At 37.8% G+C, this 23,755-nt stretch carries 26 protein-coding genes; 15 read left to right on the top strand and 11 right to left on the bottom strand.

Annotation, left to right across the window (positions count from 1 at the left end):
* Positions 1 to 32: 32 nt before the first annotated feature.
* Positions 33 to 500, bottom strand: coding sequence for an LIC_11090 family protein (locus CLV96_RS12795; protein WP_040917321.1), 468 nt, complete (start codon positions 498 to 500; stop codon positions 33 to 35).
* A 123-nt stretch (positions 501 to 623) separates the two neighbouring features.
* Here CLV96_RS12795 and CLV96_RS12785 point away from each other — a divergent pair, with 123 nt between their 5' ends.
* Both CLV96_RS12785 and CLV96_RS12780 read left to right on the top strand, forming a co-directional pair.
* Entirely contained in the window at positions 624 to 950 is a 327-nt protein-coding gene (locus CLV96_RS12785; RefSeq protein WP_004784080.1) for an LB_289 family protein, read from the top strand.
* Between the two features lie 67 nt (positions 951 to 1,017).
* The gene (locus CLV96_RS12780; protein WP_004787535.1) at positions 1,018 to 2,994 is read left to right on the top strand and encodes a 7TM diverse intracellular signaling domain-containing protein; all 1,977 of its coding nucleotides are present in this window, start codon (positions 1,018 to 1,020) and stop codon (positions 2,992 to 2,994) included.
* Positions 2,995 to 3,008: 14 nt separating this feature from the next.
* Here CLV96_RS12780 and CLV96_RS12775 read toward each other — a convergent pair whose 3' ends face one another.
* Positions 3,009 to 4,685, bottom strand: a complete 1,677-nt coding sequence (locus tag CLV96_RS12775; RefSeq protein WP_004786793.1) for a Na/Pi cotransporter family protein — start codon at positions 4,683 to 4,685, stop codon at positions 3,009 to 3,011.
* A 93-nt stretch (positions 4,686 to 4,778) separates the two neighbouring features.
* On the opposite strand from CLV96_RS12775, the gene CLV96_RS12770 reads away from it, so the two are divergent.
* Both CLV96_RS12770 and CLV96_RS12765 read left to right on the top strand, forming a co-directional pair.
* Positions 4,779 to 5,270, top strand: a complete 492-nt coding sequence (locus CLV96_RS12770; RefSeq protein ID WP_004785810.1) for an FKBP-type peptidyl-prolyl cis-trans isomerase — start codon at positions 4,779 to 4,781, stop codon at positions 5,268 to 5,270.
* A 256-nt stretch (positions 5,271 to 5,526) separates the two neighbouring features.
* Positions 5,527 to 5,790 (top strand): RNA recognition motif domain-containing protein, encoded by a 264-nt coding sequence (locus CLV96_RS12765; RefSeq protein ID WP_035983131.1) that lies wholly within the window; start codon positions 5,527 to 5,529, stop codon positions 5,788 to 5,790.
* A gap of 186 nt (positions 5,791 to 5,976) precedes the next feature.
* Here CLV96_RS12765 and CLV96_RS12760 read toward each other — a convergent pair whose 3' ends face one another.
* Entirely contained in the window at positions 5,977 to 6,429 is a 453-nt protein-coding gene (locus CLV96_RS12760; protein ID WP_208325395.1) for an AAA family ATPase, read from the bottom strand.
* A gap of 136 nt (positions 6,430 to 6,565) precedes the next feature.
* Between CLV96_RS12760 and CLV96_RS12755 the strand changes: the two genes are divergently transcribed.
* Positions 6,566 to 6,898: a hypothetical protein gene (locus tag CLV96_RS12755; protein ID WP_051012774.1), complete on the top strand. Its 333-nt coding sequence runs from the start codon at positions 6,566 to 6,568 to the stop codon at positions 6,896 to 6,898.
* A 141-nt stretch (positions 6,899 to 7,039) separates the two neighbouring features.
* Entirely contained in the window at positions 7,040 to 8,425 is a 1,386-nt protein-coding gene (fumC, locus tag CLV96_RS12750) for a class II fumarate hydratase (protein ID WP_020776296.1), read from the top strand.
* 36 nt (positions 8,426 to 8,461) lie between these two features.
* On the opposite strand, the gene CLV96_RS12745 is transcribed toward fumC, so the two are convergent.
* Entirely contained in the window at positions 8,462 to 8,857 is a 396-nt protein-coding gene (locus CLV96_RS12745) for an SRPBCC domain-containing protein (RefSeq protein ID WP_004784320.1), read from the bottom strand.
* Between the two features lie 116 nt (positions 8,858 to 8,973).
* Positions 8,974 to 9,627 carry a dihydrofolate reductase family protein gene (locus CLV96_RS12740; RefSeq protein ID WP_004784199.1) on the bottom strand — a complete coding sequence of 218 codons (654 nt, stop codon included), beginning with the start codon at positions 9,625 to 9,627 and terminating at the stop codon, positions 8,974 to 8,976.
* A 246-nt stretch (positions 9,628 to 9,873) separates the two neighbouring features.
* On the opposite strand from CLV96_RS12740, the gene CLV96_RS12735 reads away from it, so the two are divergent.
* Positions 9,874 to 10,635 carry a type 1 glutamine amidotransferase domain-containing protein gene (locus tag CLV96_RS12735; protein WP_004785366.1) on the top strand — a complete coding sequence of 254 codons (762 nt, stop codon included), beginning with the start codon at positions 9,874 to 9,876 and terminating at the stop codon, positions 10,633 to 10,635.
* Between the two features lie 18 nt (positions 10,636 to 10,653).
* Here the strand turns inward: CLV96_RS12735 and CLV96_RS12730 are convergent, their stop codons facing one another.
* Positions 10,654 to 12,267: a fumarate hydratase gene (locus tag CLV96_RS12730; protein WP_004786492.1), complete on the bottom strand. Its 1,614-nt coding sequence runs from the start codon at positions 12,265 to 12,267 to the stop codon at positions 10,654 to 10,656.
* Between the two features lie 152 nt (positions 12,268 to 12,419).
* On the opposite strand from CLV96_RS12730, the gene CLV96_RS12725 reads away from it, so the two are divergent.
* The 4 genes from CLV96_RS12725 to CLV96_RS12710 all read left to right on the top strand — a co-directional run bounded on the left by CLV96_RS12725 (position 12,420) and on the right by CLV96_RS12710 (position 15,110).
* Positions 12,420 to 13,388 carry an LA_2444/LA_4059 family outer membrane protein gene (locus CLV96_RS12725; protein ID WP_004787434.1) on the top strand — a complete coding sequence of 323 codons (969 nt, stop codon included), beginning with the start codon at positions 12,420 to 12,422 and terminating at the stop codon, positions 13,386 to 13,388.
* Between the two features lie 164 nt (positions 13,389 to 13,552).
* A complete protein-coding gene (locus CLV96_RS12720) occupies positions 13,553 to 14,143 on the top strand; it encodes an LBF_2127 family putative lipoprotein (protein ID WP_004784661.1) in 591 nt (196 codons plus the stop codon).
* A gap of 86 nt (positions 14,144 to 14,229) precedes the next feature.
* Positions 14,230 to 14,430 carry a hypothetical protein gene (locus CLV96_RS12715; protein WP_051012793.1) on the top strand — a complete coding sequence of 67 codons (201 nt, stop codon included), beginning with the start codon at positions 14,230 to 14,232 and terminating at the stop codon, positions 14,428 to 14,430.
* Positions 14,431 to 14,513: 83 nt separating this feature from the next.
* Complete coding sequence (locus CLV96_RS12710; RefSeq protein WP_004786651.1) at positions 14,514 to 15,110, top strand: class I SAM-dependent DNA methyltransferase; 597 nt, start codon at positions 14,514 to 14,516, stop codon at positions 15,108 to 15,110.
* An 18-nt stretch (positions 15,111 to 15,128) separates the two neighbouring features.
* Here CLV96_RS12710 and CLV96_RS12705 read toward each other — a convergent pair whose 3' ends face one another.
* The 4 genes from CLV96_RS12705 to loa22 all read right to left on the bottom strand — a co-directional run bounded on the left by CLV96_RS12705 (position 15,129) and on the right by loa22 (position 17,488).
* Entirely contained in the window at positions 15,129 to 15,530 is a 402-nt protein-coding gene (locus tag CLV96_RS12705; RefSeq protein ID WP_004787477.1) for a DUF3703 domain-containing protein, read from the bottom strand.
* A gap of 110 nt (positions 15,531 to 15,640) precedes the next feature.
* Positions 15,641 to 15,994, bottom strand: coding sequence for a DUF3147 family protein (locus tag CLV96_RS12700; RefSeq protein WP_004786697.1), 354 nt, complete (start codon positions 15,992 to 15,994; stop codon positions 15,641 to 15,643).
* Between the two features lie 33 nt (positions 15,995 to 16,027).
* The gene (locus tag CLV96_RS12695; RefSeq protein WP_004787708.1) at positions 16,028 to 16,564 is read right to left on the bottom strand and encodes a DUF1801 domain-containing protein; all 537 of its coding nucleotides are present in this window, start codon (positions 16,562 to 16,564) and stop codon (positions 16,028 to 16,030) included.
* Between the two features lie 354 nt (positions 16,565 to 16,918).
* Complete coding sequence (loa22, locus tag CLV96_RS12690; protein WP_196795748.1) at positions 16,919 to 17,488, bottom strand: OmpA family outer membrane lipoprotein Loa22; 570 nt, start codon at positions 17,486 to 17,488, stop codon at positions 16,919 to 16,921.
* Between the two features lie 56 nt (positions 17,489 to 17,544).
* Between loa22 and CLV96_RS12685 the strand changes: the two genes are divergently transcribed.
* The 4 genes from CLV96_RS12685 to CLV96_RS12670 all read left to right on the top strand — a co-directional run bounded on the left by CLV96_RS12685 (position 17,545) and on the right by CLV96_RS12670 (position 21,381).
* A complete protein-coding gene (locus CLV96_RS12685; protein ID WP_004785329.1) occupies positions 17,545 to 18,483 on the top strand; it encodes an RluA family pseudouridine synthase in 939 nt (312 codons plus the stop codon).
* An 80-nt stretch (positions 18,484 to 18,563) separates the two neighbouring features.
* Positions 18,564 to 20,003, top strand: coding sequence for a hypothetical protein (locus CLV96_RS12680; RefSeq protein WP_040917322.1), 1,440 nt, complete (start codon positions 18,564 to 18,566; stop codon positions 20,001 to 20,003).
* Positions 20,004 to 20,077: 74 nt separating this feature from the next.
* Positions 20,078 to 20,815: a TerC family protein gene (locus CLV96_RS12675; protein WP_196795747.1), complete on the top strand. Its 738-nt coding sequence runs from the start codon at positions 20,078 to 20,080 to the stop codon at positions 20,813 to 20,815.
* The gene (locus CLV96_RS12670) at positions 20,815 to 21,381 is read left to right on the top strand and encodes a DUF1569 domain-containing protein (protein ID WP_004786719.1); all 567 of its coding nucleotides are present in this window, start codon (positions 20,815 to 20,817) and stop codon (positions 21,379 to 21,381) included. The genes CLV96_RS12675 and CLV96_RS12670 overlap by 1 nt, the downstream gene beginning before the upstream one ends.
* On the opposite strand, the gene CLV96_RS12665 is transcribed toward CLV96_RS12670, so the two are convergent.
* Positions 21,373 to 23,715 (bottom strand): hybrid sensor histidine kinase/response regulator, encoded by a 2,343-nt coding sequence (locus tag CLV96_RS12665; protein ID WP_004784462.1) that lies wholly within the window; start codon positions 23,713 to 23,715, stop codon positions 21,373 to 21,375. The genes CLV96_RS12670 and CLV96_RS12665 overlap by 9 nt on opposite strands.
* Positions 23,716 to 23,755 lie beyond the last annotated feature (40 nt).

Here is a 23,755-nt window from a genome sequence, read left to right as displayed (position 1 = left end):
TCAATTTGCTCTAATTGTAATTTGTAAGAATCTTAGATACGAGGTGGTCTTAGTAAATTGGGGAGATCTCCGTCCGCCAATGTGAATGGGGACTCGTTAATTGTATAAATGATCACCGAAGATTTAACCAATCCAAATGTTAAACTTGGTCTATCCATGGTTTGGTGGTGGGTCCGCAAAGAGAGTGCATCTTTTTTCTGTTTTTTACAAGAACAAAGATGGGCCTCACCAGATTTAGCATCATGACAACTTGGTTTGAGAGCCACTTCTGAGGTGTTTTCTGATTCGTGTGAATGAGTTAAAGTAACAGAAGTTTCCCGATCTTCGGAAAAAAGTTGGTCTTCTGCATTCCCATGTTTTTCCTTTTTGGATCCATGGTTGCATTGGCAAATTTTGGAATTAGACTCCAGACAATACCCAAGCAACCCACTTCCTAAAAAAAGAAATTGGGTACAGAGGAATATGGCCAAACTTCCAGCAATCCACCGTTTCAGGAGCATCCTCCCCATCTTTGACCACCCAACCCAAAAATCGAGCCAATTTTTGGACAAATTTGGTGTCGCCTCTCCTGCCTTTTGAAAACATGGTCTTGGAACCAACGCAAACGAGCTAGAGGCCATCAGATGAAACGCACGGAACTAGAACGCAGGGAAAGAGAACTGCGAAAGGCTGAAAAGAAAAAGATCCTACCTGGTCAAAAAGAGGCCATGAGCGTAGGTGATTACATTGACGCCCTTTTTGGAATGTTTCGTTACGATTCGGATGAGATTTTTAATGCATCCGATGACGAAAACATTTTAGAACTTCTGGAAAACATGAAAATGGAACACCCGGAAAAACAATGGGATGTGATCATCCGCAAGGCTGTGAACAAAACAAAAGTAGAACAAAAAGAAAAGGCTTACGACTCCCTTCGCATCCTAGCAGGAATTCCTGCGGTCACTGCTTAATTCTTTTTTTCGAAAACAAACAGATTTACAAAGGAAGGTCTTCGTCTTATACTTGTGACCTTCCTGTATGAAACAGACATTCACCTTCATTCTGTTATGTCTCTTTTATACAAACCTCTCTGCTGACCCAAAGTCCTGTCCCAACACAACCCCCGTTACGCTCTCTTCTTTCCTTGGTGAAACGTTTGATCTTTCCGGCCACCTTGTATATTTTTCTAAAAACCCATCCATCCACTCCATTGCAGAAGTCTCAAATCACTTTCAAACTTTCCCCACGGAAAAATCGGAAGGGGTCATTCCAAATTTTGGAAACACTGATAAACAGTATTGGTTTTGTTTTGTCATTCATAATGATGAACCAAATAACAGAAGGCTCATTACCTATATCAAATATCCACTATTAGATGACGTTAAATTCTTCACCTTGCGCGAGTCAGGTGAAATTTTAGAAAACCAGCAGGGTAGACTTTTCCCTTTTGAAAATAGAGAGAGGGAGTATAGAGGATTTAGTTACGCCTCTGATCTTTTGCCTAACGAAACTGTTATTTATTATGTAGGTGTCAAAACGGATAGTTCCATGTCCGTTCCGCTCATGGTTGCAGAGGAAAAAAACTTTGATAGTTTTGCTTCTTTGGATACCTTACTTCAAGGATTTTATTTTGGGATTGTTGGAGTCATGACTCTTTATAATCTTTTTGTATACGTCATGGTTCGAGACAAAGCATATATTTTTTACGTTTTGTATTTATTCGTATCAGCCATTTTGTTTCAACTTTCATTACAAGGATTGTTACCAGTCTATTTTTTCCAAAACTCTCCTGAACTTGTCTATAATACCCACAACCTACTTTACTTTCTTTTTTTGCTCACATGTTTTCCAATGAGTATTACCTTTATGAACTTAAAGGAAAATGCGCCCCACATATACAAATGGTTTTTGGGATTAATGATTATTCCTATCGTTAGCCTTTGTTTGCTTCCATTTTTACCTTATCGATTAATGAACAGAGCGGGTGATATATTTTCGTTTTTACTAGCTTTTTTTGCTTTGTTTGTTTCTTATTATATTGCCTATATCAAAAAATTTCCACCTGCAAGATTTTACTTTTACGGTTATTTTATGGTGATCATTGGAGGACTTGCTACAGTCCTTAAATACATGGGTTTTTTTCCAGTGAATGCCTTCACCGAAAATTCATTTCAAGTGGGTATGGCGATTGAAGTATTACTAATGGCCTTTGGACTTGGCGATCGCATTTCTGTAGTTCGCAAAGAAAAGGACAAAATACAACTCAAAGCAGAAATCGACAAACAAAAGTTAATTGCCTATGGAAAAGAACTTAAGTTAGCTCAAAAACTCCAAGAATCCACACTCCCCCAAGTCCTGCCCAAATTTCCTGGACTTATCATCAAAACAGGATATTTCCCAGCTTCACTTGTGGGCGGGGATTTTTATGATTTGACCGTTTATGGAAAACATCAAATTTGCGGAATCATTGCAGATGTAACAGGACATGGTGTACCGGCTGCGATAGAAGCGGCTATGTTAAAAATTGCATATATGCAAACCTTAGCCTTTGCCAATAAACCGGGAAAAGTATTGGAGAGTATTAATGTTTCACTAGTTGGAAACTATAAAAACCAATTATTAACTGCTAGTGCAATCTTTATCGATTTGGAACAAAAACAATTAAAAGTAGCAAATGCAGGTCACCCCGCCTTATACAAGTTTAATGAAGAATCCACATCCATCGAAGTCATTCGGCCCAAAGGTAAACTCATTGGATATTCCAAGGATGTCCATTACATGGAAGAAGTTTACCAACTCTCGGCAGGAGATAAGATTTTACTTTTTACCGATGGAATTTGGGATTTATGGGAGAATGGTGATTCGGGAGAAGAAGAACTACTCCAGTGGTTACTCACTAGAAAAAGTGAATCAGCGGAATCTTTGTACGGAGGGATCGATGAACACATTCGCCTACGGAACAAAGAAGGTCCCGCAGACGATGATATAACATTTATTCTTTTTGAAATAACTTAAACAAAATAGGCGGACTAAACGTCCGCATAAATTGCCGCATTCAATAGTCTGGAAATATTGTCCAAATTACGGGAAATATCACGATAAAGAAGAGCTGGCATCAAATTATCTTTTTTCTGATACTTTTTCTTCTTCACTTTAGAATCGTTCTTTTTAATGGAACGAATCATTTGAAAACGATATTCGCGACTTTGGTTACGAATCTGCGGATTACCAAGGATATCAAATGTTTCACTTTGGTCCAAGTTCACAAGCAAAATGTCGTAGTGGTGTTTGAGTAAATCCATTTGGTCTTTTACAGAATTACCGAACGTTTTGTCCAATGACACTTTTTGGCGGTGAGATTTTCTTATTTTCCTTGCAATGGATGCAAAGTTATCGCCCATCTCTTCCACAGCCTTCACTCTTTCCATAATACCTAAAACATCTTTCGCATAGTTACCAGTGACACCGGTTTCTTGGATTTGATTTAGGTAGGTCAAAACTTCTGTGCGAACTTGGTCTAGTTCTTCTTCTTTTTTCAATACTTGGCCAATTCTTGTGGCATCGTATGGCTGAAGTAAAATTTGTTCTGTCAAACGAAGGAAATCATACGTATCTCGAATGATTTTTTTAGTGAACTCAACCAGCTCCACCATTGCAAGTTCAGTTGTTTTTACGCTACCTGCTTGTAATAATCGAATGGAATCTTTATCTTTTCCAGTTTTAGAAGCAAGACCGTCAACAATGGCACTTACCACTTTGGAAATTGTATTCACAAACCAAATGAGGATCAGGGTGTTTGTTATGTTAAACATTGTGTGAAACAATGAAATATGGAATCTTGTTGATTCTTTATCAGTGAGTGGATCTCCAGGAATCAAATCATCCACAATACCAGTGAACATTTTGAAAAAGAGAAGTGCCCATAGCACACCGAACACATTGAACAAGGTGTGAGCCAGAGCTGCCTTTTTGGCATTTCGATTTCCCGGAATTGCCGCAAGGTTTGCAGTGATGGTGGTTCCAATGTTCTCACCTAGGATCATACCATAAGCGGCATCAATTGGGATATAACCAGAGAACGCCAAAGTGATGGTAATGGTTGTGGATGCAGAGGAAGATTGAATCACGATTGTGAGCAAAGCTCCAATGAGAACAAACAACAGTATGGAGTTGAATCCCATATTTGTGTATTGTTGTAAAAAAAGAAAACTCTCTGGATCCTTTGCACTATCAGGAACGGATGTTTTTAAATAATCCAATCCTAAAAACAAAAATCCAAACCCAATGAGGAAACTTCCCCAACCGGATCTACTTTCTTTTCGTGAAAAATTTAAGATCACCCCTGCGGCTACTGCTGGCAATGCGAATGATGCAATATTAAACTTAAATCCTAAAAAGGAGACAATCCACGCAGTGATGGTGGTTCCAATATTGGCCCCCATGATGACACCGATGGCTTGAGCGAGAGAAATTAAACCGGCATTCACAAATCCAACCACAAGAACGGTGGTTGCCGAGCTGGATTGTATTGTAGATGTAATAAATAATCCGCTGAACACAGCAGAAACTCTGTTTCTCGTCATAGACGAAAGAAAGGTGCGAAGCCGATCTCCCGCCACACGTTGTAAGGACTCACTTAGTAATTTCATCCCGTAGATGAAAATCCCGAGTCCACCTAAAACTTGAATAAGTAGTGACCAATTCATAGATGTAATATTTCCAAGGTTCAATTTCTTTGATTACAATTTGGTACCAACCTTTTATTCGGTTGCAGTATTTTTTTCCATTGGTAGAATGTAATGAATATGTCAAAAACCATCAGCAAAGGAATGGTTGTAGGATTTTCCTATCACCTAAAGAACGCCCAGGGAGAAACTCTGGACCAATCAGACGAACCACTATTATACCTCCACGGCTGGCAAAACATCATTCCCGGTTTGGAAAAAGAATTAGAAGGATTAGTAAACGGAGATTCTAAAAATGTAACTGTACCACCTGAAGATGGTTATGGGACATATAACGAAGCTCTCATCTTTCAAGTTCCTAAAACAGAACTCCCACCGGAAGCAGAGTTGGAAGTGGGAATGGAATTTCAAACAGACACTCCTGAAGGTAGAATGGTTCTATACTTACAAGAAGTTCGTGACGCAGATGTCATTCTGAACGGCAATCACCCGTTAGCTGGAGAAACCCTCCACTTTGCAGTCACAATTAAATCCATTCGCGAGGCAACGGAAGAAGAATTGCAACACGGTCACGTGCACGGTCCAGGCGGACACCACCACCACTAGAATTCTCTTTTTTCGTAATTTTCTCCCTGAGTCTTCTTTCAGATTGCTTTTTTTAGAAAGGGTAATTACACTGACAGAAGATTCAGAGTATTGTTGATTTTCACCGCCGAAGTAGTCCTTTCAAGCTTGCACGCTGGTAGCTTTCCCAAGTTTTTCCCTGCATTTTTCTGGAGTTCTTACCCAAAATCCCGCATAGGGTCCCGACGATTGTAAATCTAGAATTCCCGAGTCAACTTTAACAAACAGGACAAAAACTATGTCAGTAAACATTTACGTTGGCAACCTCTCTTACGATATGACTGAAGGTAAACTCAGTGAGCTTTTCGGAGCACACGGAGCAGTAACTTCTGCAAAAATCATCACTGACCAGTATTCTGGCCGCTCTAAAGGTTTCGGATTCATCGAAATGAAAGATGGAAAAGAAGCTGATAACGCAATTAAAGAACTTAACGGAAAGAACATTCTTAACCGTGAGATGAAAGTAAACATCGCAAAACCTAAAACTAACAACTGGAGATAATCTAGTTTGTTAAAAATCCGTCGCTTAACTTAAGGTTAGCGGCGGTTTTTTTTGAAAAGGGAATTCATTTCTCACCCATCCTTCAATCAACTCACCATAATCGATTTTTTTCATTTTCCCGAAAGTCTAAAGCCAACGAAAAATTTCTTTTAAATATAAAAAGAAGTCTTTCTACAATAAACCACCCTATAAAACCACTCGATACTTCGCCTTCATCTTCTCTATTTGTTCTTCGGGAATTTGATGTACATTTTTTCCCCCGTGTCTGTTCTCCACAGTCACAACATGAAGTTTATATTCAAATTCATTCGCTAAACGTATATAAGGTTCCAATTCCCACTCCAAAGTAAATGTATTGTCTACGATGATAAAAGGGAGATTCCGTTCGAGAGCATGTTTAGTTTTGGCTTCACAGTCTTTATAAGCTAAATGGTTTTTTTGATAATCAAAATGATATTCACCAACTTCGTTTTCAAAATAGGAATCAATCGAATAGATCGGTGCTCCATTGGTTAGGGAAATGGCATTTGCTAAACTCGTTTTCCCAGAACCTGGAATTCCTCGTAATACAAGTAGAGTTTTGTTTGTCTCACTTGAGGTGGGATTTGTTTCAGAGTTAGACAAATTTTTTGGTTCCATTCACCAAAACCTAGTTCTTTTTCCTATAAAGAAAAGAGAAAAATCTAGCAAGGAATGGTTCTGTTTGAAAGAATAGAGCAGAAACAAGGAGACTTTTGTGTCATACGAAGCGTATAAACTTATCCATATTTTCGGAATGTTCCTTTTATTTTTATCCCTCGGAGGAATCACTCTTTACACCATCAATGGGGGAAAAAAATCGGAAAACAAATTCAAAGCTGTTGCAGCCATCTTTCACGGTGTAGGACTTTTACTCTTACTCGTTGCTGGATTTGGACTCATGAAGTTTCGTGGAATTTCCCATTCGGCACTTCCAGTTTGGGTGATTTTAAAAATTGTCATCTGGCTTGCGTTTGGTGGTCTTTTAGCAATGGCTTCCAAAAAAGAGAAATTTGCTAAAATCCTATGGTTTGTTTTTCCAGTTCTGGGTCTGTTTGCTGCTTATCTTGCCTTCTACCAACCATTTTAATTTTTGATGATAAATCCCTCCCGTAATCTCTAACACGGGAGAGTTTCAATTTTTCATTCCCAGTTTTTTCTTTTTCGATTCTCAAATCTAACTCTGTCTACATAAAGAGAACAATTTATTTAAATTAAATCTAGAGGGAATATGAAAACAAGAATTGAATCCGACTCTATGGGCGAAATTGAAGTGGAAAACTCTCGTTATTGGGGTGCCCAAACCGAACGTTCCCTCCACCACTTCCACATAGGTAATGACAGATTTCCCAGAGAAATGATTCGAGCTCTTGGGATTTTAAAAAAATCCGCAGCACTGACAAACAGAGATTTGGGAATATTATCCTTAGAAAAAACAGATCTCATCGTGAAGGCGGCTGAAGAAGTCATCAATGGAACTTTAGATGAACATTTCCCTCTTGTGATTTGGCAAACAGGATCGGGAACCCAAACCAATATGAATGTGAATGAAGTCATCTCCAACAGAGCCATTGAAATGGCCGGCGGAGTTATGGGTTCCAAAAAACCAATCCATCCCAATGATGATGTCAACAATGCCCAAAGTTCAAACGATACCTTTCCGACAGCCATGCACATTGCCTGTGCAGAACAATTGGTTCACAAATTAATTCCCGCCTTACAAACGCTTCATGATACTTTGGAAAATAAAACAAAAGAGTTTGCGGATATCATTAAAATTGGCAGAACCCATTTACAAGATGCTACCCCTCTCACTCTCGGTCAGGAATTTTCAGGTTATGTACAACAGTTATCCTATTCCATTGATAGAACCAAACGGGTATTACCATCTGTTTATCGATTGGCACTTGGAGGTACTGCCGTGGGAACAGGGCTCAATACACATCCGGATTTCGCAATGAAAGCCGCTGCTGCCATTGCGAAAGAAACAGGACTTCCCTTTGTCACTGCAGAAAACAAATTTGAGGCTTTGGCTACCCATGATTCCCTTGTGGAAGTGAGTGGAGTTTTGAAAACGATTGCCTGTTCCCTGATGAAGATAGCAAACGATATACGCTGGTTAGCCTCTGGCCCACGATCGGGAATCGGTGAAATTTCCATTCCTGAAAATGAGCCAGGTTCATCCATTATGCCAGGCAAAGTCAATCCCACTCAATCCGAAGCCATGACCATGGTGGCCGCACAAGTCATCGGAAATGATGTAGCAGTAAATGTCGGTGGGGCTTCGGGAAATTTTGAATTGAATGTATATAAACCGCTGATCATTTTTAATGTACTCAATTCCATACGATTGTTAGCTGATGCGACCCTGTCTTTCGAAGAACATTGTGCAAGGGGAATTGTGGCCAATAAAGAAACCATAAACCAAAACTTAAATAGGTCCCTTATGCTTGTTACGGCTCTCAATCCCCACATTGGATATGACAATGCAGCCAAAATTGCCAAAACAGCTCATAAAGATAATTCTACTTTAAAAGAAGCGGGAGTTAAGTTAGGATTACTAACAGCAGAAGAATTTGATCTTTGGGTGGATCCTAAAAAAATGATCGGAAAATAGAATCACGGCAATTTTAGTTAACTAATGTTAACAATACTATCCAGTTTTGATTGATAGTTTAATCTTTTCCCAAAAGTTTTGCCGCCAATTTTCTTCAACGTCATCGATGAGTTCTTTTGGTACACCTCTATGAGTTAAAACCAAGTTGGTTCCTCCATCTGCAGTTTCCTTTAATGTAACTGTCACCATAGAAAATATTCCTTCTGGAAAATCTTCTCTTCTCCATGCCTGCACAATGCGTTCTGATGGTTTTAAATCGACGATAATCCCGGAAACCTTTCCAGACATTAACGAAAAATTACCGCCAATGTTTTTACTAATGTTTGCAGGTTTGCCAGTCAGTGCCGAAATTTTTTTGGTATCAGCCAGCAATTGGTAAATGGCAAATGGATTTGCTTTGAATTTCACTTTCTGTTTGATCGTTTTACACATGAAAATTCACTCTCCCCCAAATAATCATTTTACTTATGTTAGCTGAATACCTTAAATCATCAAAAAATAGAAATTCAAACACCTTGAACATTAAATCAAAGTGTTTGAACATTTTTTTACCCATTTTTTCTTTCTATGATCAAATGCATAGCTTTAGGCGATGTTTTGTAGGTTGTCAATTCGTATCCTAGAGAAATAAGATCGATTCCCGATAACAAAGACTCACCCCTACCCAACAGAACGGGAGAAACCACAAGGTGTAATTCATCAATTAGTTTTTCTTGTAAATATTGACGGATTGTAGAAACTCCTCCACCCAATCGCACATCTTTGTTTCCAGCAGATTTTTGAGCTAATTCGAGCGCTTTGTGAATTCCTTCTGTAACAAAATGAAACGTTGTGCCACCTTCCATTGAAATGGGTTCCCGCGGATGATTTGTCAAAACATAAACTGGACAATGATACGGTGGATTTGTTCCCCACCATCCCTTCCATTCTTCATTCGGCCACTCTCCGCGAATCGGACCAAACATATTGCGGCCTAAAATCCAAGCTCCGATGTTTAAAAATCCTGCTTCTGCAAAATCATTGTCGATTCCCAATTCTCCGCCACTCCCACTTCCATGCATTTTCTGGAAGGATTTTGTAGAAAATACCCATTCATGAACTTTCATTGCACCTTCACCCAGAGGATTTTCTAAACTTTGATTCGGACCCGCGCCAAAACCATCCATCGATATCGAAAAACTTTTCACCTTCAATTGACCCATCAATTTTCTCCTTGGATTTAACATGACAATCGTTCCTGGCTAGTTTGCCCCTGCCTAAGGATAGGGTCAATTTACACTAGCATGAAGTGAGCCATTACTTAACCATTCGGTTAAATAATGTATATCGTTTTCTGTCTACTAAGAAATCCATTCGATTTCTTTGTAACTCACCTTATAAAGATTTTAATTCGCTTTTAAAAATGTGGATTTTTTTTTTACTGTGAACTCAATTTACAAGACAAACTTATGATACTCATTCCAATTCCTGAAAATGATTTTGATCCAAGTGAAGTTAGTATTCCTTGGAGAATCCTTACCGCAAAAAGACATAAAGTTGTGTTTGCAACTCCTTCGGGGAAAAAAGGCAACGCTGATAAACGTATGTTGTTAGGTGATGGTTTAGGTATCTTAAAAACAATTTTAAGAGCGAGTGGAGATGCCCGTGCTGATTACGATCTCCTAGAAAAAGATCAAAATTTTCTAAAACCCATTTCATATGAACAAATTGAACCCAATGCATACAATGGAATTCTATTGCCCGGTGGACATGCAAAAGGAATGATTCCTTATTTGGAATCAAAAATACTGCAATCAATCATTGTAAACTTTTTCGATCAAAAAAAACCAGTTGGTGCTATTTGCCATGGGGTATTACTTGTTGCAAGAAGCATCGATCCAAATACGAATAAATCAGTTTTATATAATCTGAACACAACGTCTCTTCTCAAAAAACAAGAATTACTAGCTTATAACTTAACAAAACTCTGGCTTGGTGATTATTATCTCACATACAATATAACTGTCGAAGACGAAGTGAAGTCTTTTTTGAAACATTCTTCCCAATTCCAAAGTGGTAACAGCGGTATTTTTCGAGACAAAACGAACAATACATCTGCCGGCTTTACAGTGAGAGATCAAAATTTTATCTCTGCACGATGGCCAGGAGATGCTCATAAGTTTGGGTATGAATTCGCCCAAATGGTTGAAAAGATTCCACTTAACGACTAACTTAGGTTTTTAAACTAATCAATTCAGCATTTGGAAAAAATCATTTCCTTTATCATCTACTACGATAAATGCAGGAAAGTTTTCCACATCAATCGACCAAACGGCTTCCATACCTAATTCTGGAAAATCGAGGACTTCTACCTTTTTGATATTTTCTTTTGCAAGAAGAGCGGCCGGACCACCGATGGATCCGAGATAAAACCCACCATTTTTTTTGCAACTATCGGTGACTACTTTGGAACGATTTCCTTTCGCAAGAGAAATCATAGAATAACCTTTCTCTTGAAAAAGAGGAACGTAACTATCCATACGACCAGCAGTGGTTGGACCAAATGAACCAGATGGCATTCCTTCTGGAGTTTTGGCAGGACCCGCATAATACACCGGATGGTTTTTGAAATAATCCGGGAGAGGTTCCCCCTTATCTAATTTCTCCTTTAACTTTGCATGAGCGATATCACGAGCTACGACGAGTCGACCAGACAACATAACACGTGTTTTTACCGGATACTTAGTGAGGACTTTTAAAATTTCAGGCATTGGTTGGTTGAGATTGATATGAACCGATTCAGTATTGGAATCCACTTCATCAATCGTTGGTAAAAACTTAGAAGGGTCATACTCTAGTTTTTCTAAATAGATTCCGTCTTTTGTAATTTTTGCTTTGATGTTACGATCCGCACTACAACTCACACCAAGTCCCACGGGGCAAGATGCACCATGGCGCGGAAGTCGAATGACTTTAAAATCATGAGCCAAATACTTCCCACCAAACTGAGCACCGATCCCTGATTTTTGAGCGGCAACTAACATCTTTTCTTCCAGTTCCACATCACGGAAAGCAGAACCAAATTTGTCTCCTTTGGTTGGCAAATGATCCAGATACCCAGCTGACGCAAGTTTTACTGTTTTCAGATTTGCTTCTGCAGAGGTTCCCCCAATCACAACAGCAATGTGGTAAGGAGGACAAGCCGCTGTTCCTAAGTTGGATACTTTGTCGGTTATGAATTTTTCAAGAGAAGCAGGATTGAGTAAGGCTTTTGTTTCTTGAAACAGATATGTTTTGTTAGCGGACCCGCCTCCTTTTGCCATAAAAAGAAAACTATACTTGTCACCAGGGGTGGAGTAAATATCAATCTGTGCTGGCAAATTGGAACCGGAATTGACTTCGTCATACATAGTGAGAGGAACCACTTGTGAATAACGTAAGTTTCTGTTTACATAGGTATTATAAATTCCTTTGGAAAGCGCTTCCGCATCATCGCCACCGGTGATGACATATTCCCCTTTTTTTGCCATCACAATTCCCGTTCCAGTATCTTGGCAGGAAGGCAGTTGTTTGTCTGCGGCAATTACGGCATTTTTGAGGAGAGCCATTGCAACAAAACGATCGTTTGGTGTTGCTTCTGGATCATCTAAAATTTTACGGACTTTTTCTAAATGGGCTGTCCGAAGATAAAAGGAAACATCCTCCATTGCTTTTTCAGCAAGAAAGGTAAGGCCTTCCGGTTCTACTTTCAGAATTTCTTTATCACCAAATGGAACGGTACTCACAAAATCTTTTGTTAATAATTTGTATTCGGTAGTGTCCCCGTTTAAAGGAAAAGGATCGGCGTAAAAAAACTCTGGCATGGTAACCTCTATTTATAACTTCTAATTTCGAGAGATTCCTCCTTTCGTAAATGAATTTTTGCGGGGACTGTTGGAAACACTTAGAAGATTATAATAATCCAAAGGGGAAAAAATCGTTTCCATTTTCCAAAATCAGTCTATAACAAGGGAAAATGAAACAGAACCTAATCTATATATTCCTTGTTTCTGTCTCTTCTATGATTTTTGCTGAGGGTGATGGTCGGGAAACAGAAAGGCCCGTACCAGAAGGAAACAGTAAAAATTCAGAATGGAGTTTGCTCTTAAAAAGACAAACCTACCACTACCTTCCTTATGAATACAGTTCTCTCACTGATAAAAACGAATCCATTCTCCCCACTCGTTCCAGTTCTGCTTTAAAAGAAAATGGCAAGGTTCTCATTCCCTTTGTGTTCAGTTACGAAAACTTAGAGAAAGGATTCAAAGTCGATCTCTCTTATTTTGAAATTGAAATCGTAAACGCAAACACCTTACTCTACCAACAATCGACACAAGGAGGAAACCTTTCTCGATTTTATCTGTCTCCGACGGCTCGTTCTGAGTTTGAACTCAATTTTTATAAAACCTTCACACCTACGAAGGATTGGAAACTGAATCTGGGAGGTGGGGTTCGTAATATCAATCGTTATCTCTATGGAAATTATTTAGGCCAAGGAACCTTCAAAGAATACTTTTTTACTTACGGCCCACAAGTCTCTGTCCAAACCATTTACCAACTGAACCAATATTTCGCATTCCACCTAACGATGGATTTATTCTATACACAAGGCACTCGGTTTTTCAAACAACCAAACCTAATGGAAGACAGATTCCAATACTCATTGTCCACAGCTGGTACAGAAGGAATCTTTCGTGGTTATGAATTGGATGGTTCCCTCTCCTATTCCTTTCATCCCAATATGAAATTCTTTGTTGGTTACAATCTGGTCGTTTCTAAGTTCTCTTATTTACACTACAACGATATCCAACTAAAGCAGGGTACAGAAAATTTAGGATCTCAAAATCCGTCTCTTGCTGGTGTCTGGGAAATGAATCTCCCACAAAAATCAGAAAACTTTGATGTCCTGCGAGGAATTTATTTGGGTATGAGAGTGAGTTTTTAAGTATAGAATCGGGATTCAAGATAGGTTTCCATTTTACCTATAGTAGAGCGGAATTTTGATTCCCTACTTGACAAATTAACAAATAACAAGCGATATGTGATTAAAATCAAACAAAAAAGACGGATAAAGAGTTATACGTTATTTTATTGAATCAAATTCAATTTATGAAAAAAATAATCATTGTCATTTTAATCACCGTCATTTCAACAAGCTGTAATATTGATATTAGACAATTGCCTAGCCCTCAAAAATCAAACGAAAACCCAGACATAGTTAATAAGAAAACAATAAACATCCGAAAATTTGAAATCATCAATGATGATCTAGTTGAAATTGAAAGCGCTTGGAAATACATCTTTATATCATTCTTAAAGAATGATATTCCTTTACAAAATAAATATATTGTGAACGAAACGAGTCTTCAAAACAAAGATGATTTTATTTTAGATATCAAAATTCAACCTTACCTTGCTGAAAAAAGAAACTATTGGTGGAGTTTACCTATCATATATCCTGTTTCATTTATTTGGCCAATACATTTCAGAGAAATTGATTATACAGTTAATGTTGAATACACAATTTATCAAAATGAAAACATTATAGTTCATGACAAATTTATGTTAAATGACAAACTAAAAATATACTTCTATGGATTAACAAGGACTTCCATTTTCGAAGAATTTATTGAAATTAAAAATTTAAAGGTCTTAGAAAAATGTATTTCAGAAATTTCATTACATCTTTATCAATTTTAATTTTATATTCCTGTGTTACGATTCCCGAATTGCCTAAAAATGAATCTCCAGAATGTTTAGCTTATTTTTTCGAAACTAGATCTAAAATGAAAAATTATCGCCAAAGCCAATGGGGATTTTCAGCAGGAATCTCTTACGTTTCCCTTTCACTCGCATGGGCAGCCGGAATTGACGGATTATTTCCGTTAATCATATTACCCTATTTTCTATATATAGAGAATCGAGAGGCAAATACAATTTACGAAACCTACCAACAAACACATTGTAACAAAAAAAATAATACATAACAGCGTTCCTCGTTCGCTTGGTGGCTTCGTCCTTCGAAAGTAAATATTTATGTTCTCCATCCTAGTCTAACACACACACCCATATGGAACCAAATGTTTTTGACCAACTAGCAAGCCAATACGACACAACGGAACGAAAAGAATTAGCAAAGGACATAGCAAGTGCAGTCCAGGTAGAATGTAAAGAAAGCCAATCAAAAACTTTATTTGATTATGGATGTGGGACAGGACTTGTAGGCCTCACCTTAACTTCCTTAGTGGAACGAGTACTGTTTATTGATTCATCGGAACCAATGCTCGGTATTGTCAGAGAAAAAATCAAAAGGTTGAATGTGCACAATGCAGAAGTAATCCATTCGAATTTTCTTCAATATTCCAAAACAAAAAAAGCGGATATCTTGCTAGTTTCTTTGGTTCTATTGCATATTCCTGATACAAAAAAGATTCTTGAATTTTTTTACGAAATTTTGAATCCCCAAGGAAAACTCATCATTGTAGATTTTGATCAGAATGAAAAAGTTTCCCATCCCAAAGTCCATAGTGGATTCGATCAAAATGCATTGATGGTTTTATTAAAAAAAACTGGATTTCAGTCAGTATCATCTTCTATCATTTTAGAAAAGAAAAAAGTATTTTTGAATGAAGATGCCTCAATTTTTCTTATGGTTGCGAAAAAATAAAATCAATGTTATGCGAATTTATTTACTCTTAAACCCAGACAATCCTTTGGCATCAACGTCAGCATTCCATAGTAGAGGTTTTAAATCATCCGGGATGGGCATGGGTGCAAAAATGGGAACAGAAGCACTTCCTGTATTTCCCACGGGGATTCGATTGAACATACTTCCAATCCATCCAAAACTCATTCGAACAAATTGTCCAAGAATTTCATTTAAGTCAAATTTTCGTATTCCAAAAACAAACATTCGAAAATGAACCCCTGTATGAGACATAGGATGGTATTGACCAATAATATGAGCTCTTTCCAAATGATGCCAAGCAAGTGAATCATTGTTTTGTGCCAAACTATCTTTGTATTTTTGTAACTCAATTTTATAAGCAACTTTGAAATCATTGGGCATTTTTAAATTAATTGTCATAAAATGGTCCTTTCCCGATAGAGAGTTATAAAATTCGAATGTTAGACCTATCTTTCTCCAATAAAAAAGAAGTTCTATCAAAATTAAATAAATTTAAAAACTACCTTATATCAATCAAATAAATGAATTCCAAATCGACTTAAGATGAGTTGGAAAAAATAAAACATAAAAAATGTTAAAATCATACTAACAATAAGAGCCATCCAAAATCCAAACATTTGGTAAAGTTTCGGAAATGCTAAAAACATCGGTAAGGTGGGTAAAACAAACCAAAACGTATAATATGCATGATTAGATATTTTCTCCGTGGATACTTTTTCTATTTTTAACCAAACTAGTGTTAGGATCGTGACCAAGGGAAGAGAGGCAATGAAACTTCCAAGCCTGTCATTTCGTTTTGCCACTTCGGAGATAAAGACAACGAGGGCCGCTGTCAGTAAATATTTGAGAAATATATAGAACACGTATCAGTACTCCCTATAGGTGATCATACTCTTTCATTCTTTTTTTTCAAACTTCCTTTTTTTAGGAGCTGCCTTTCTTTGTATCTTCGTTGGTTTTGTCTTCATATTTTTTTGGATCCTTCTTGAACTGGTTAAGTTGATTTCATAAAGATTGATCCAATCCTTAGGCCCCATCTTAGAAACAAGTTCTCCAATGAGTTTCCAAGGTATATCATCTAAGTTTTTAAAACGAATACAACTTTTCCCCATATCCAATTTGGTTTTAGAATGTTTAGGATATTCCGTTTGGAACCAATTGAGTAATTTGAGATCGGCATAAATTCCCATATGATAGAGGGCAAGTCCATTCTTTTGAGATGCAATATGGATAAAGGGAAGTGCCAGTTCCGGTGTTACATGATAGCCAGCTGGATATGTTTTTTTGGGAACCACATAACCAATCATTTTGTATTGGATGGTTTCTTCAAAACCTTTTGGGAGATTTTTTTTAACGATGTCTCGCAGTTTGGAAAATGGTATCCTTCGGTCTTCTGGTAAGGATTGGATGTATTCTAGGACAGAGTTTGGCATGGTAGATCCTTAAATTCCGTTACAGAGTTTTTTAAGGTCAAGAATTTGTTTCATTCAAAATATTTTGAACATAAATCATTTTAGATTTCAGCTCCCAATCCTGCGCCAGCGATTGCAGTGGAAATCTTTCGTAAATTTATATGGATCCATTTTCAGTTAGAAACTAACGAAAGATTGGAACGAAAAGCGCGGTCGTTATAGAAAAAACTTTGATTCGCATAACGAATCCGAGGCGCCCAAACGCAAACACCAACAATCGACCGTATTTACAAAATAATGAGTGGGCATAAAAAAAACCCACCAAATGGTGGGTTTGATTTAGAGAAAGATCGCTAAATAAGAATGGTTACTTTCTTATTTAGAAACGACTTGGAAAGTCACACGACGATTGATCGCGTCTTTTTCATCAAAACCAGAAATTGGCTTAGAAGAACCGGAAGCTTTTGTTACGATTCTGTCAGCAGGGATTCCTTGTTTTACCAGAGCGTCTTTCACTGCATCAGAACGAATTTGTGAATAGTATCCGTTTCCTTTTTTTGCACCTTCTGCTTCTTCTGGACCAGAAGCATCTGCGTGACCAGTTACTTCAAGAGCGTATCCTTCTGGAAGTTTAGCAAGAGCATCTTTGATGTAAGAAACGTTGTCTTTTGCCCAAGTTTTAAAATCTTCTGCTTGGATGTCCGCTTGTTTGTAGCTAAAACCTCTGCGACGAACACCATCTGGATAGCGGTAGTCTTTGAGTGCTACATTGATTTCGTCCAAAAGAGCTGCATTGAGATCTCTGGAAGATACAGTGGATGTTGTTCCCGTAGTGGAAGTTGTGTCTTTCGGAGTTTCTTTTTCTTCAGAAGACGAACAATTCGTTAATGAAAGCGAAAGACCTGCGAGGAGGATGAGGCTTAAAAAAAATCCTTTTTTCATCAGTTGACCTACCTTAATGTTTCCATAGTTTAGTTCTTTTCATTAGATAACAACCGAAAATGCAAATATTTGTAACCGTTTCCGAAGATTATGACCAAAGTCGCCTGGATGTCTTTCTAAAAGACAACGCTGGAGACGATCTCAGCCGTTCTACTGTTCAAAAGTGGATCGATTCTGGATTTGTGACAAACAAAACCAAAGAACAATTGGCCACTAAAAACGGCTATAAGGTAACTCTTGGAGAAGAGTATATCGTCGATGTGATTGCAAGACCACCATCTAGGCTCGAACCCATCCCGATGGACATTCCTGTTCTTTATGATGAGGACGAATTTATGGTTATCCATAAGAAAGCAGGGATTGCCTGCCACAGTGGACCGGGCGATGACCAACCTTCTCTCGTCAATGGACTGTTACACCAGTTCAAAAACCTATCAGCCACAGGTGGTGAACGTCGTCCAGGAATTGTGCACCGGCTGGACAAACCAACAGAAGGGGTTCTCATCATTGCCAAAACAGATCGGGCCCATGCTGCTCTTTCCAAAATGTTCCAAGACCGGCTTGTGGATAAAACCTATTACGCTTGGGTGTTACAAGCACCAGTGGAATCAGAAGGTACAGTGAACTTACCGATTGGTCGCCATCCCGTAGAACGAGTGAAGATGTGTGTGCGTGAAGATGGGCGAATGGCCATCACCCATTATAAAACGGAAAAAATTGTCCAAACACAAACAGGTCGTAAATTTAGTTTGATGAAACTGGGTTTGGAAACAGGTCGTACCCACCAAATTCGTGTTCATATGGCAAAGATGGGTTGTCCTGTTGTGGGAGATACTTTGTATTCTCGTTCGGCAAAAGACTATACTCAGTATGGACTTTTACTTTTTGCAAAACGATTGGAATTTCCTCATCCCTTCATTCCCGACAAACGTATCTTAGTGGAGTTAGATTTTCCAGAAAGGTTCAAAACGTTTGAAAGGAAATGTCCAAGTTACTAATTGAATTTTCCGTATCTATGTTTGTTTGTTTTGAACATAAAGATTACGATTAGTATTTGGATTTGGATTTGGATTTTTTGATGAAGATACGAAATTTAAAACCAGTAATAGTTCTTCTTCTTTTATTTGGCACCTTTCATTTGTTTTACGATGCTATTTATGAAAACCATTTAGGAGAAGTTACAGATAGTGATATTTTATATCCCTATCTTTTTGCTCGTGATTTTTGGATAGGGGGATGGGACGGGGTTCGCGGATGGAATCTCCCACCTTGTTCCAGTTTATTTCCAGAAATTCTCCTTTCTATTTTTATCTATCCGTTCGTAAATTCAGTGTATTGGTTTCATTGGGTTTTTGGATTTTTTTATTTTGTGATGCCCTATTTTTTAGCCAAAACCTTAGGAGTTTCTAACAAAATCTCCTATTTGTTTTCTTTAGGATTTTTAACGATCGCCGGTGTTTTGCCAAATAACCTCGGACAGTTTTATTTTCCAGGGTTCCATGCCGTAATATTTATTTTTGCAGCCTACACAATCTATGAAATCCAAAATTGGGATTCTAAAAATCGAATCCAAAGTATTCGATTTCTATTGGTTTTGTCTCTCATTTGGATTTCGGAGTATTGGTTTTTTATCCACATTGCCCCATTTTTATTGGTGTATACAATCGTTCGTTTACAAAAAAAATCTATTTTTCCCATAGGACTGACTCTTCTTGGATTTGGATTTGGGAAAGTTTGGCAACAAGGGTTACGTTTCAGTGGGATTGGAATTGTTACCTCCAAGGAACTTCCGACAATGAACAGAATCCAATCAGCCAAGGATTTAATTTTAAAAGATCCTAGTTCTTGGGTTTCGTCTTTGATGGAAACTATCACCAAACATCCGCTATTTTCTGATTGGTTTAAGTGGTATACATTCTTATGTTTGGCCTACATTATCTTTTCTTTATTTCGTTCCAAAGGAAAAGATTTTTATTTGGAATTGGTTTTATTACTTTCTCCATATTTAACAATCGTTGCCTTATATATTTTTCGAATCGAACCCAACTTTCGTTATCTTTACTTTTTAGTATTTTGTATTTTTTTCCTTTTGTACCGACTTATTAGTTTTTTGCCAATCCTTCGAACCGTAGCGGGGTTTGTTGTATTTTTAGGAATTGTTTTCTTTTACAATGATCGGTATCCAAGATTAACTCAAAATGTGAAAGAAGGAGAAGCCAAACGTTTGCACAGAATGGACTGCCTTTCCCAGTTTGACCATTTAGTTCCTGGAGCTTCCACCTACTGGCCCATAAAGTATTCTTATGCTTTTTCAAACAAAAATTGGACTTTAGTTCCATTCACAAAAGAAGGGATCTACTATCCTTGGGTTTCCAATCGGACTTGGGACAAGGGACTAGAACAAAAGTCTTTCGCTGAATTTTTTTGGGGAGTCACAGAAACCAAAGACAATTTAGATTTATGGAAAGGCGTTCGTTTGGTAAAAGAATGTGAAGGTTGGTATTTTTATCGTCGTTAGTCCCGCTTTGTGAACCAAAGTTTAGGATTTGGATTGATTCCATTTTTCTTTTTATCACTTTTGGACAGGTTATGATAGAAATTCTCTCTGATCCCTCGGTATGGCTTGCGCTCTTAACACTAACTGCTTTGGAAATTGTCCTAGGCATTGACAATATTATCTTTATCTCCATCCTTTCCTCACGACTGCCAAAAACCAAACAAAAGTCAGCAAGACAAATTGGTTTGTTACTTGCTATGTTCACTCGTATTCTTTTGTTATTTTCTCTTTCACTCATAATGCAACTCAAAGCTCCTCTTTTTACGGTTCTGAACCATTCTATTAGTGGCCGGGATCTCATTTTAATTTTGGGAGGACTCTTTCTCATTGCCAAGTCTACCACTGAAATTCATCATAAATTAGAAGGTGAATCAGAGTTAAATGAAGAATCGACCAAACGAGTATCCTTTACAAAAGTCATCATTCAAATTATGATCCTTGACATCGTGTTTTCTTTGGATTCGGTAATTACCGCAGTAGGAATGACAGACCAACTTGGAGTGATGATAACTGCTGTTATATTATCGGTCGGATTTATGTTATTATCGAGTGGAAGTATTTCCGATTTCGTCGATAGACACCCAACCATCAAAATTTTAGCTTTGAGTTTTTTGATTTTGATTGGGGTGGCCCTACTTGGAGAAGGATTTGAATTACACATTCCGAAAGGATACATTTACTTTGCGATGTGTTTTTCAGTGATTGTTGAATTCTTAAATATGAAACTCCGTTCCAAACCGGAAAAACCAGTCGTATTAAAAGGAAAATTCTAATGAAACGAAAAGAGTTTATCAAACGATCTGCCTTATTGTATACGGCTCTCCAATTCCCTATACAAAGTGAATCCAAACAGGATGAAGACAAATCCACACCAACAAAAGAATCTCCTTGGTTAGAAGCGGATGACCTTGCAGACCTTCGAGTTTTACTTGTCGGATTACAATCTGATCCGAAAGGGATTCAAATTGTTGGTAACTGGAGTCCTGGAAAAGTGTTTGCCCATTGTGCCCAAAGCATTGAGTTTTCGCTCAATGGTTATCCTGAAATGAAATCTTCCCTCTTCCGCGGTTCTATCGGAAAAATTGCATTTTCTGTATTTGCTTTTAAAAATAAAATGAGCCATGGATTAGAAGAACCCATTCCCGGTGCGGAGGAAATTTCCAATGCCACTGAACTAAAAGCAGGGATTACAAGGCTCATCAAAGCTATTGATGATTTTTTCAAAACGAAAGAGTCTTCTTTAAGACCTCATTTTGCTTATGGTGAACTCACAAAAGAAGAATACGATGTAGCACACTGCCTCCATATCAAAAATCACATGGAACGAGTGTTACTCTAAAATCGACTCAATCTGTTGGCAGAGGTCCTCTGCCTTATACATTTTGGAATAATAAGCAGAAACAATCGTTTCTAGTCCCTCTTCTTCCAAAAACTTATCACCTCCAGAAAGAGGAGCATCCGAACTGACTAAGATAATGGGGATTTTTTGGTTTTGGTGACGACGCCCTTCCCACTCATGAATTAATGAAATTCCATTCATCCCCGGCATATGTAGATCGGTAATGATGAGGCTTGGAGTGATCCTTGATAAATGAGACAAAGCCTCTTCCCCATTTCCTGCTTCAATCACGATCCACTGATTTCTTCGCATAACCTCCGCTAGATCTGATCTAAAATTACCGGAATCATCCACAAGTAACACGGATTTTGTGCTTTTGGATAAAGAAATCTCAAAGGCCGAACCAACACCCAAAACTGATTTGATTCGAAGTTTTCCAAAATGTGCTTCCAAAATATTTGTGCATAATTGCAGACCAAGCCCTGTACCACGTTCTCCCGCAGTTCCCGGCATACTTTTGATCGTTTCTTCGCCGGTAAGTCTGTGAATTTGTTCTTCACTCATACCTAAACCCCGGTCCCTAATTTCCGCAGAAAGCCATTTCCCTTTGTAAGAAAGACCAACCCAAACTTCCGAATTCAGATAAGAATATTTAATAGAATTGGTAAGGATATTTTTAAATACTTCGCCAATCAAAGTGCGGTCTGCGATGATTTCTGCTTGGATGGGAGTGTCTTTTTGAATTCGAATCCCTTTGAGTGTGGCCAATGGTTCTACCGATTCAATAATTTCGTTTAGTAGTTCGTTCACACAAAAACGAGTTTGGATGAGTTTCGTTCCAAAAGCATCAAATCGGCTTACATCCAATAATTGTTCCAACATACGAAGAGATTGAGTGACACCAGTTTTACAAATTTCTAAAAATTTCTTTTTTTCTTCTGCTGTTGTTTCGCTAAAACTAAAATCGATTACATCCAAAATTTGATTCACACTATTTAGAGGCGAACGTAAGTCATGCGAAATGAGTGACACGAAGTTTGCTTTCCAACGATTTGCCTTTTCTAATTCTAAAGTACGCGCTTTTACTTTTTTTTCGAGGGCTTCTTTTCGTTTGTATAATTCTTTTGATAAAGTTTCTGATCTTTTATAAACACGAACAAGCCCTAAAGTCACTCCCAATGTTTGGGGAAAAATAAACAAATATAAAGAGACAAGTCCCAATGGCCTATATCCAAAATTTGGATTTGTTATTAAAAATATATCGATAAGGCCACCTATGATGGCCAATAACAAACTAAAGAAATATAATCTGCTTTCCTTTCTTTGGAAATAAAGAGCAAGAGAGACAGAAAACAAACCCAAAAATACAAACACAACAGAGGTAAACTCAAAATAAAAGGAAAGTTTCGAAAGGTAAGAAACCGGAGTCAATAGGACTACAGCTAAAAAACTCAATGCATATAGTTTTAGCAAAAACAAGATTCGTTTAAAAAAACGCATCTGTGCCAAATTAAGAACGACATAACCACCGAAGTATAAAACCAAAACAAATCCAATTCGGGAAAAACGAAACAATGCCATACAATAATCATCAGAAAGAAGATTAAACAATACTCTTGTTTCTATCAATGTTGAAGACAGTATCAGAATCCCTAAATAAACAAATGCCATTCGAAGTGCATTTCTTTCTGATCGATTGATAAAATAAACTAATGCATGATATATGGAAAGAAATAACATAAAAATCATGATGATCCAAGAAACGGTAAAATTTACATTCCATATGTTTATGATGTTTTGAAGTTTTCCTAATCGAATGGTTCCATGAATTCCAGCATACTTATGTGAGAAGTTAGAAATATGAATGACCAAATTAATTTTTTTGGTGACTCCACTAAGAGGGATAATTTTGGAATGAAAGGAAGGTCTGTGTTGTTCTGCGGATTTTCCTACGGTTCCGTTTTCACCAACCAACTTCCCGTTCACATAAATCTGATAAGCACTATGCAATACGGGAACTGAAATGGCAAAAGGTTCATTTTCGGAAGTATCGTTTGGCAAAAGTACCGTTAGGCGATAGGTGGCATAGCCAAAACTTGGATACAATTCTCCATCTTCATTCTCTTGGGAAAACCAAGGAACACCCGCTTTTAGAAAGGATTTGTGAATCGGGATCTCCGTTGCAGGGTCCAAAAACTCATTCCAATAAAATTCCCAATTCCCGGTCAGGTTTATCGTTTCCCCTGAAAAGTCTACAGACTGTGCATCCAAAACACCATCTTTTGCAAGTAAGGTTGGGTAGGCGTCAAACCGGCAGGAGGCGGTGCCTATCAAGACAAAGGAGAAAATTAAGGGATATCTACAAAAAATAAGT

The organism is Leptospira meyeri, from assembly GCF_004368965.1.
GTDB lineage: Bacteria > Spirochaetota > Leptospiria > Leptospirales > Leptospiraceae > Leptospira_A > Leptospira_A meyeri.
This window is presented reverse-complemented; position numbering and strand designations above follow the sequence as displayed.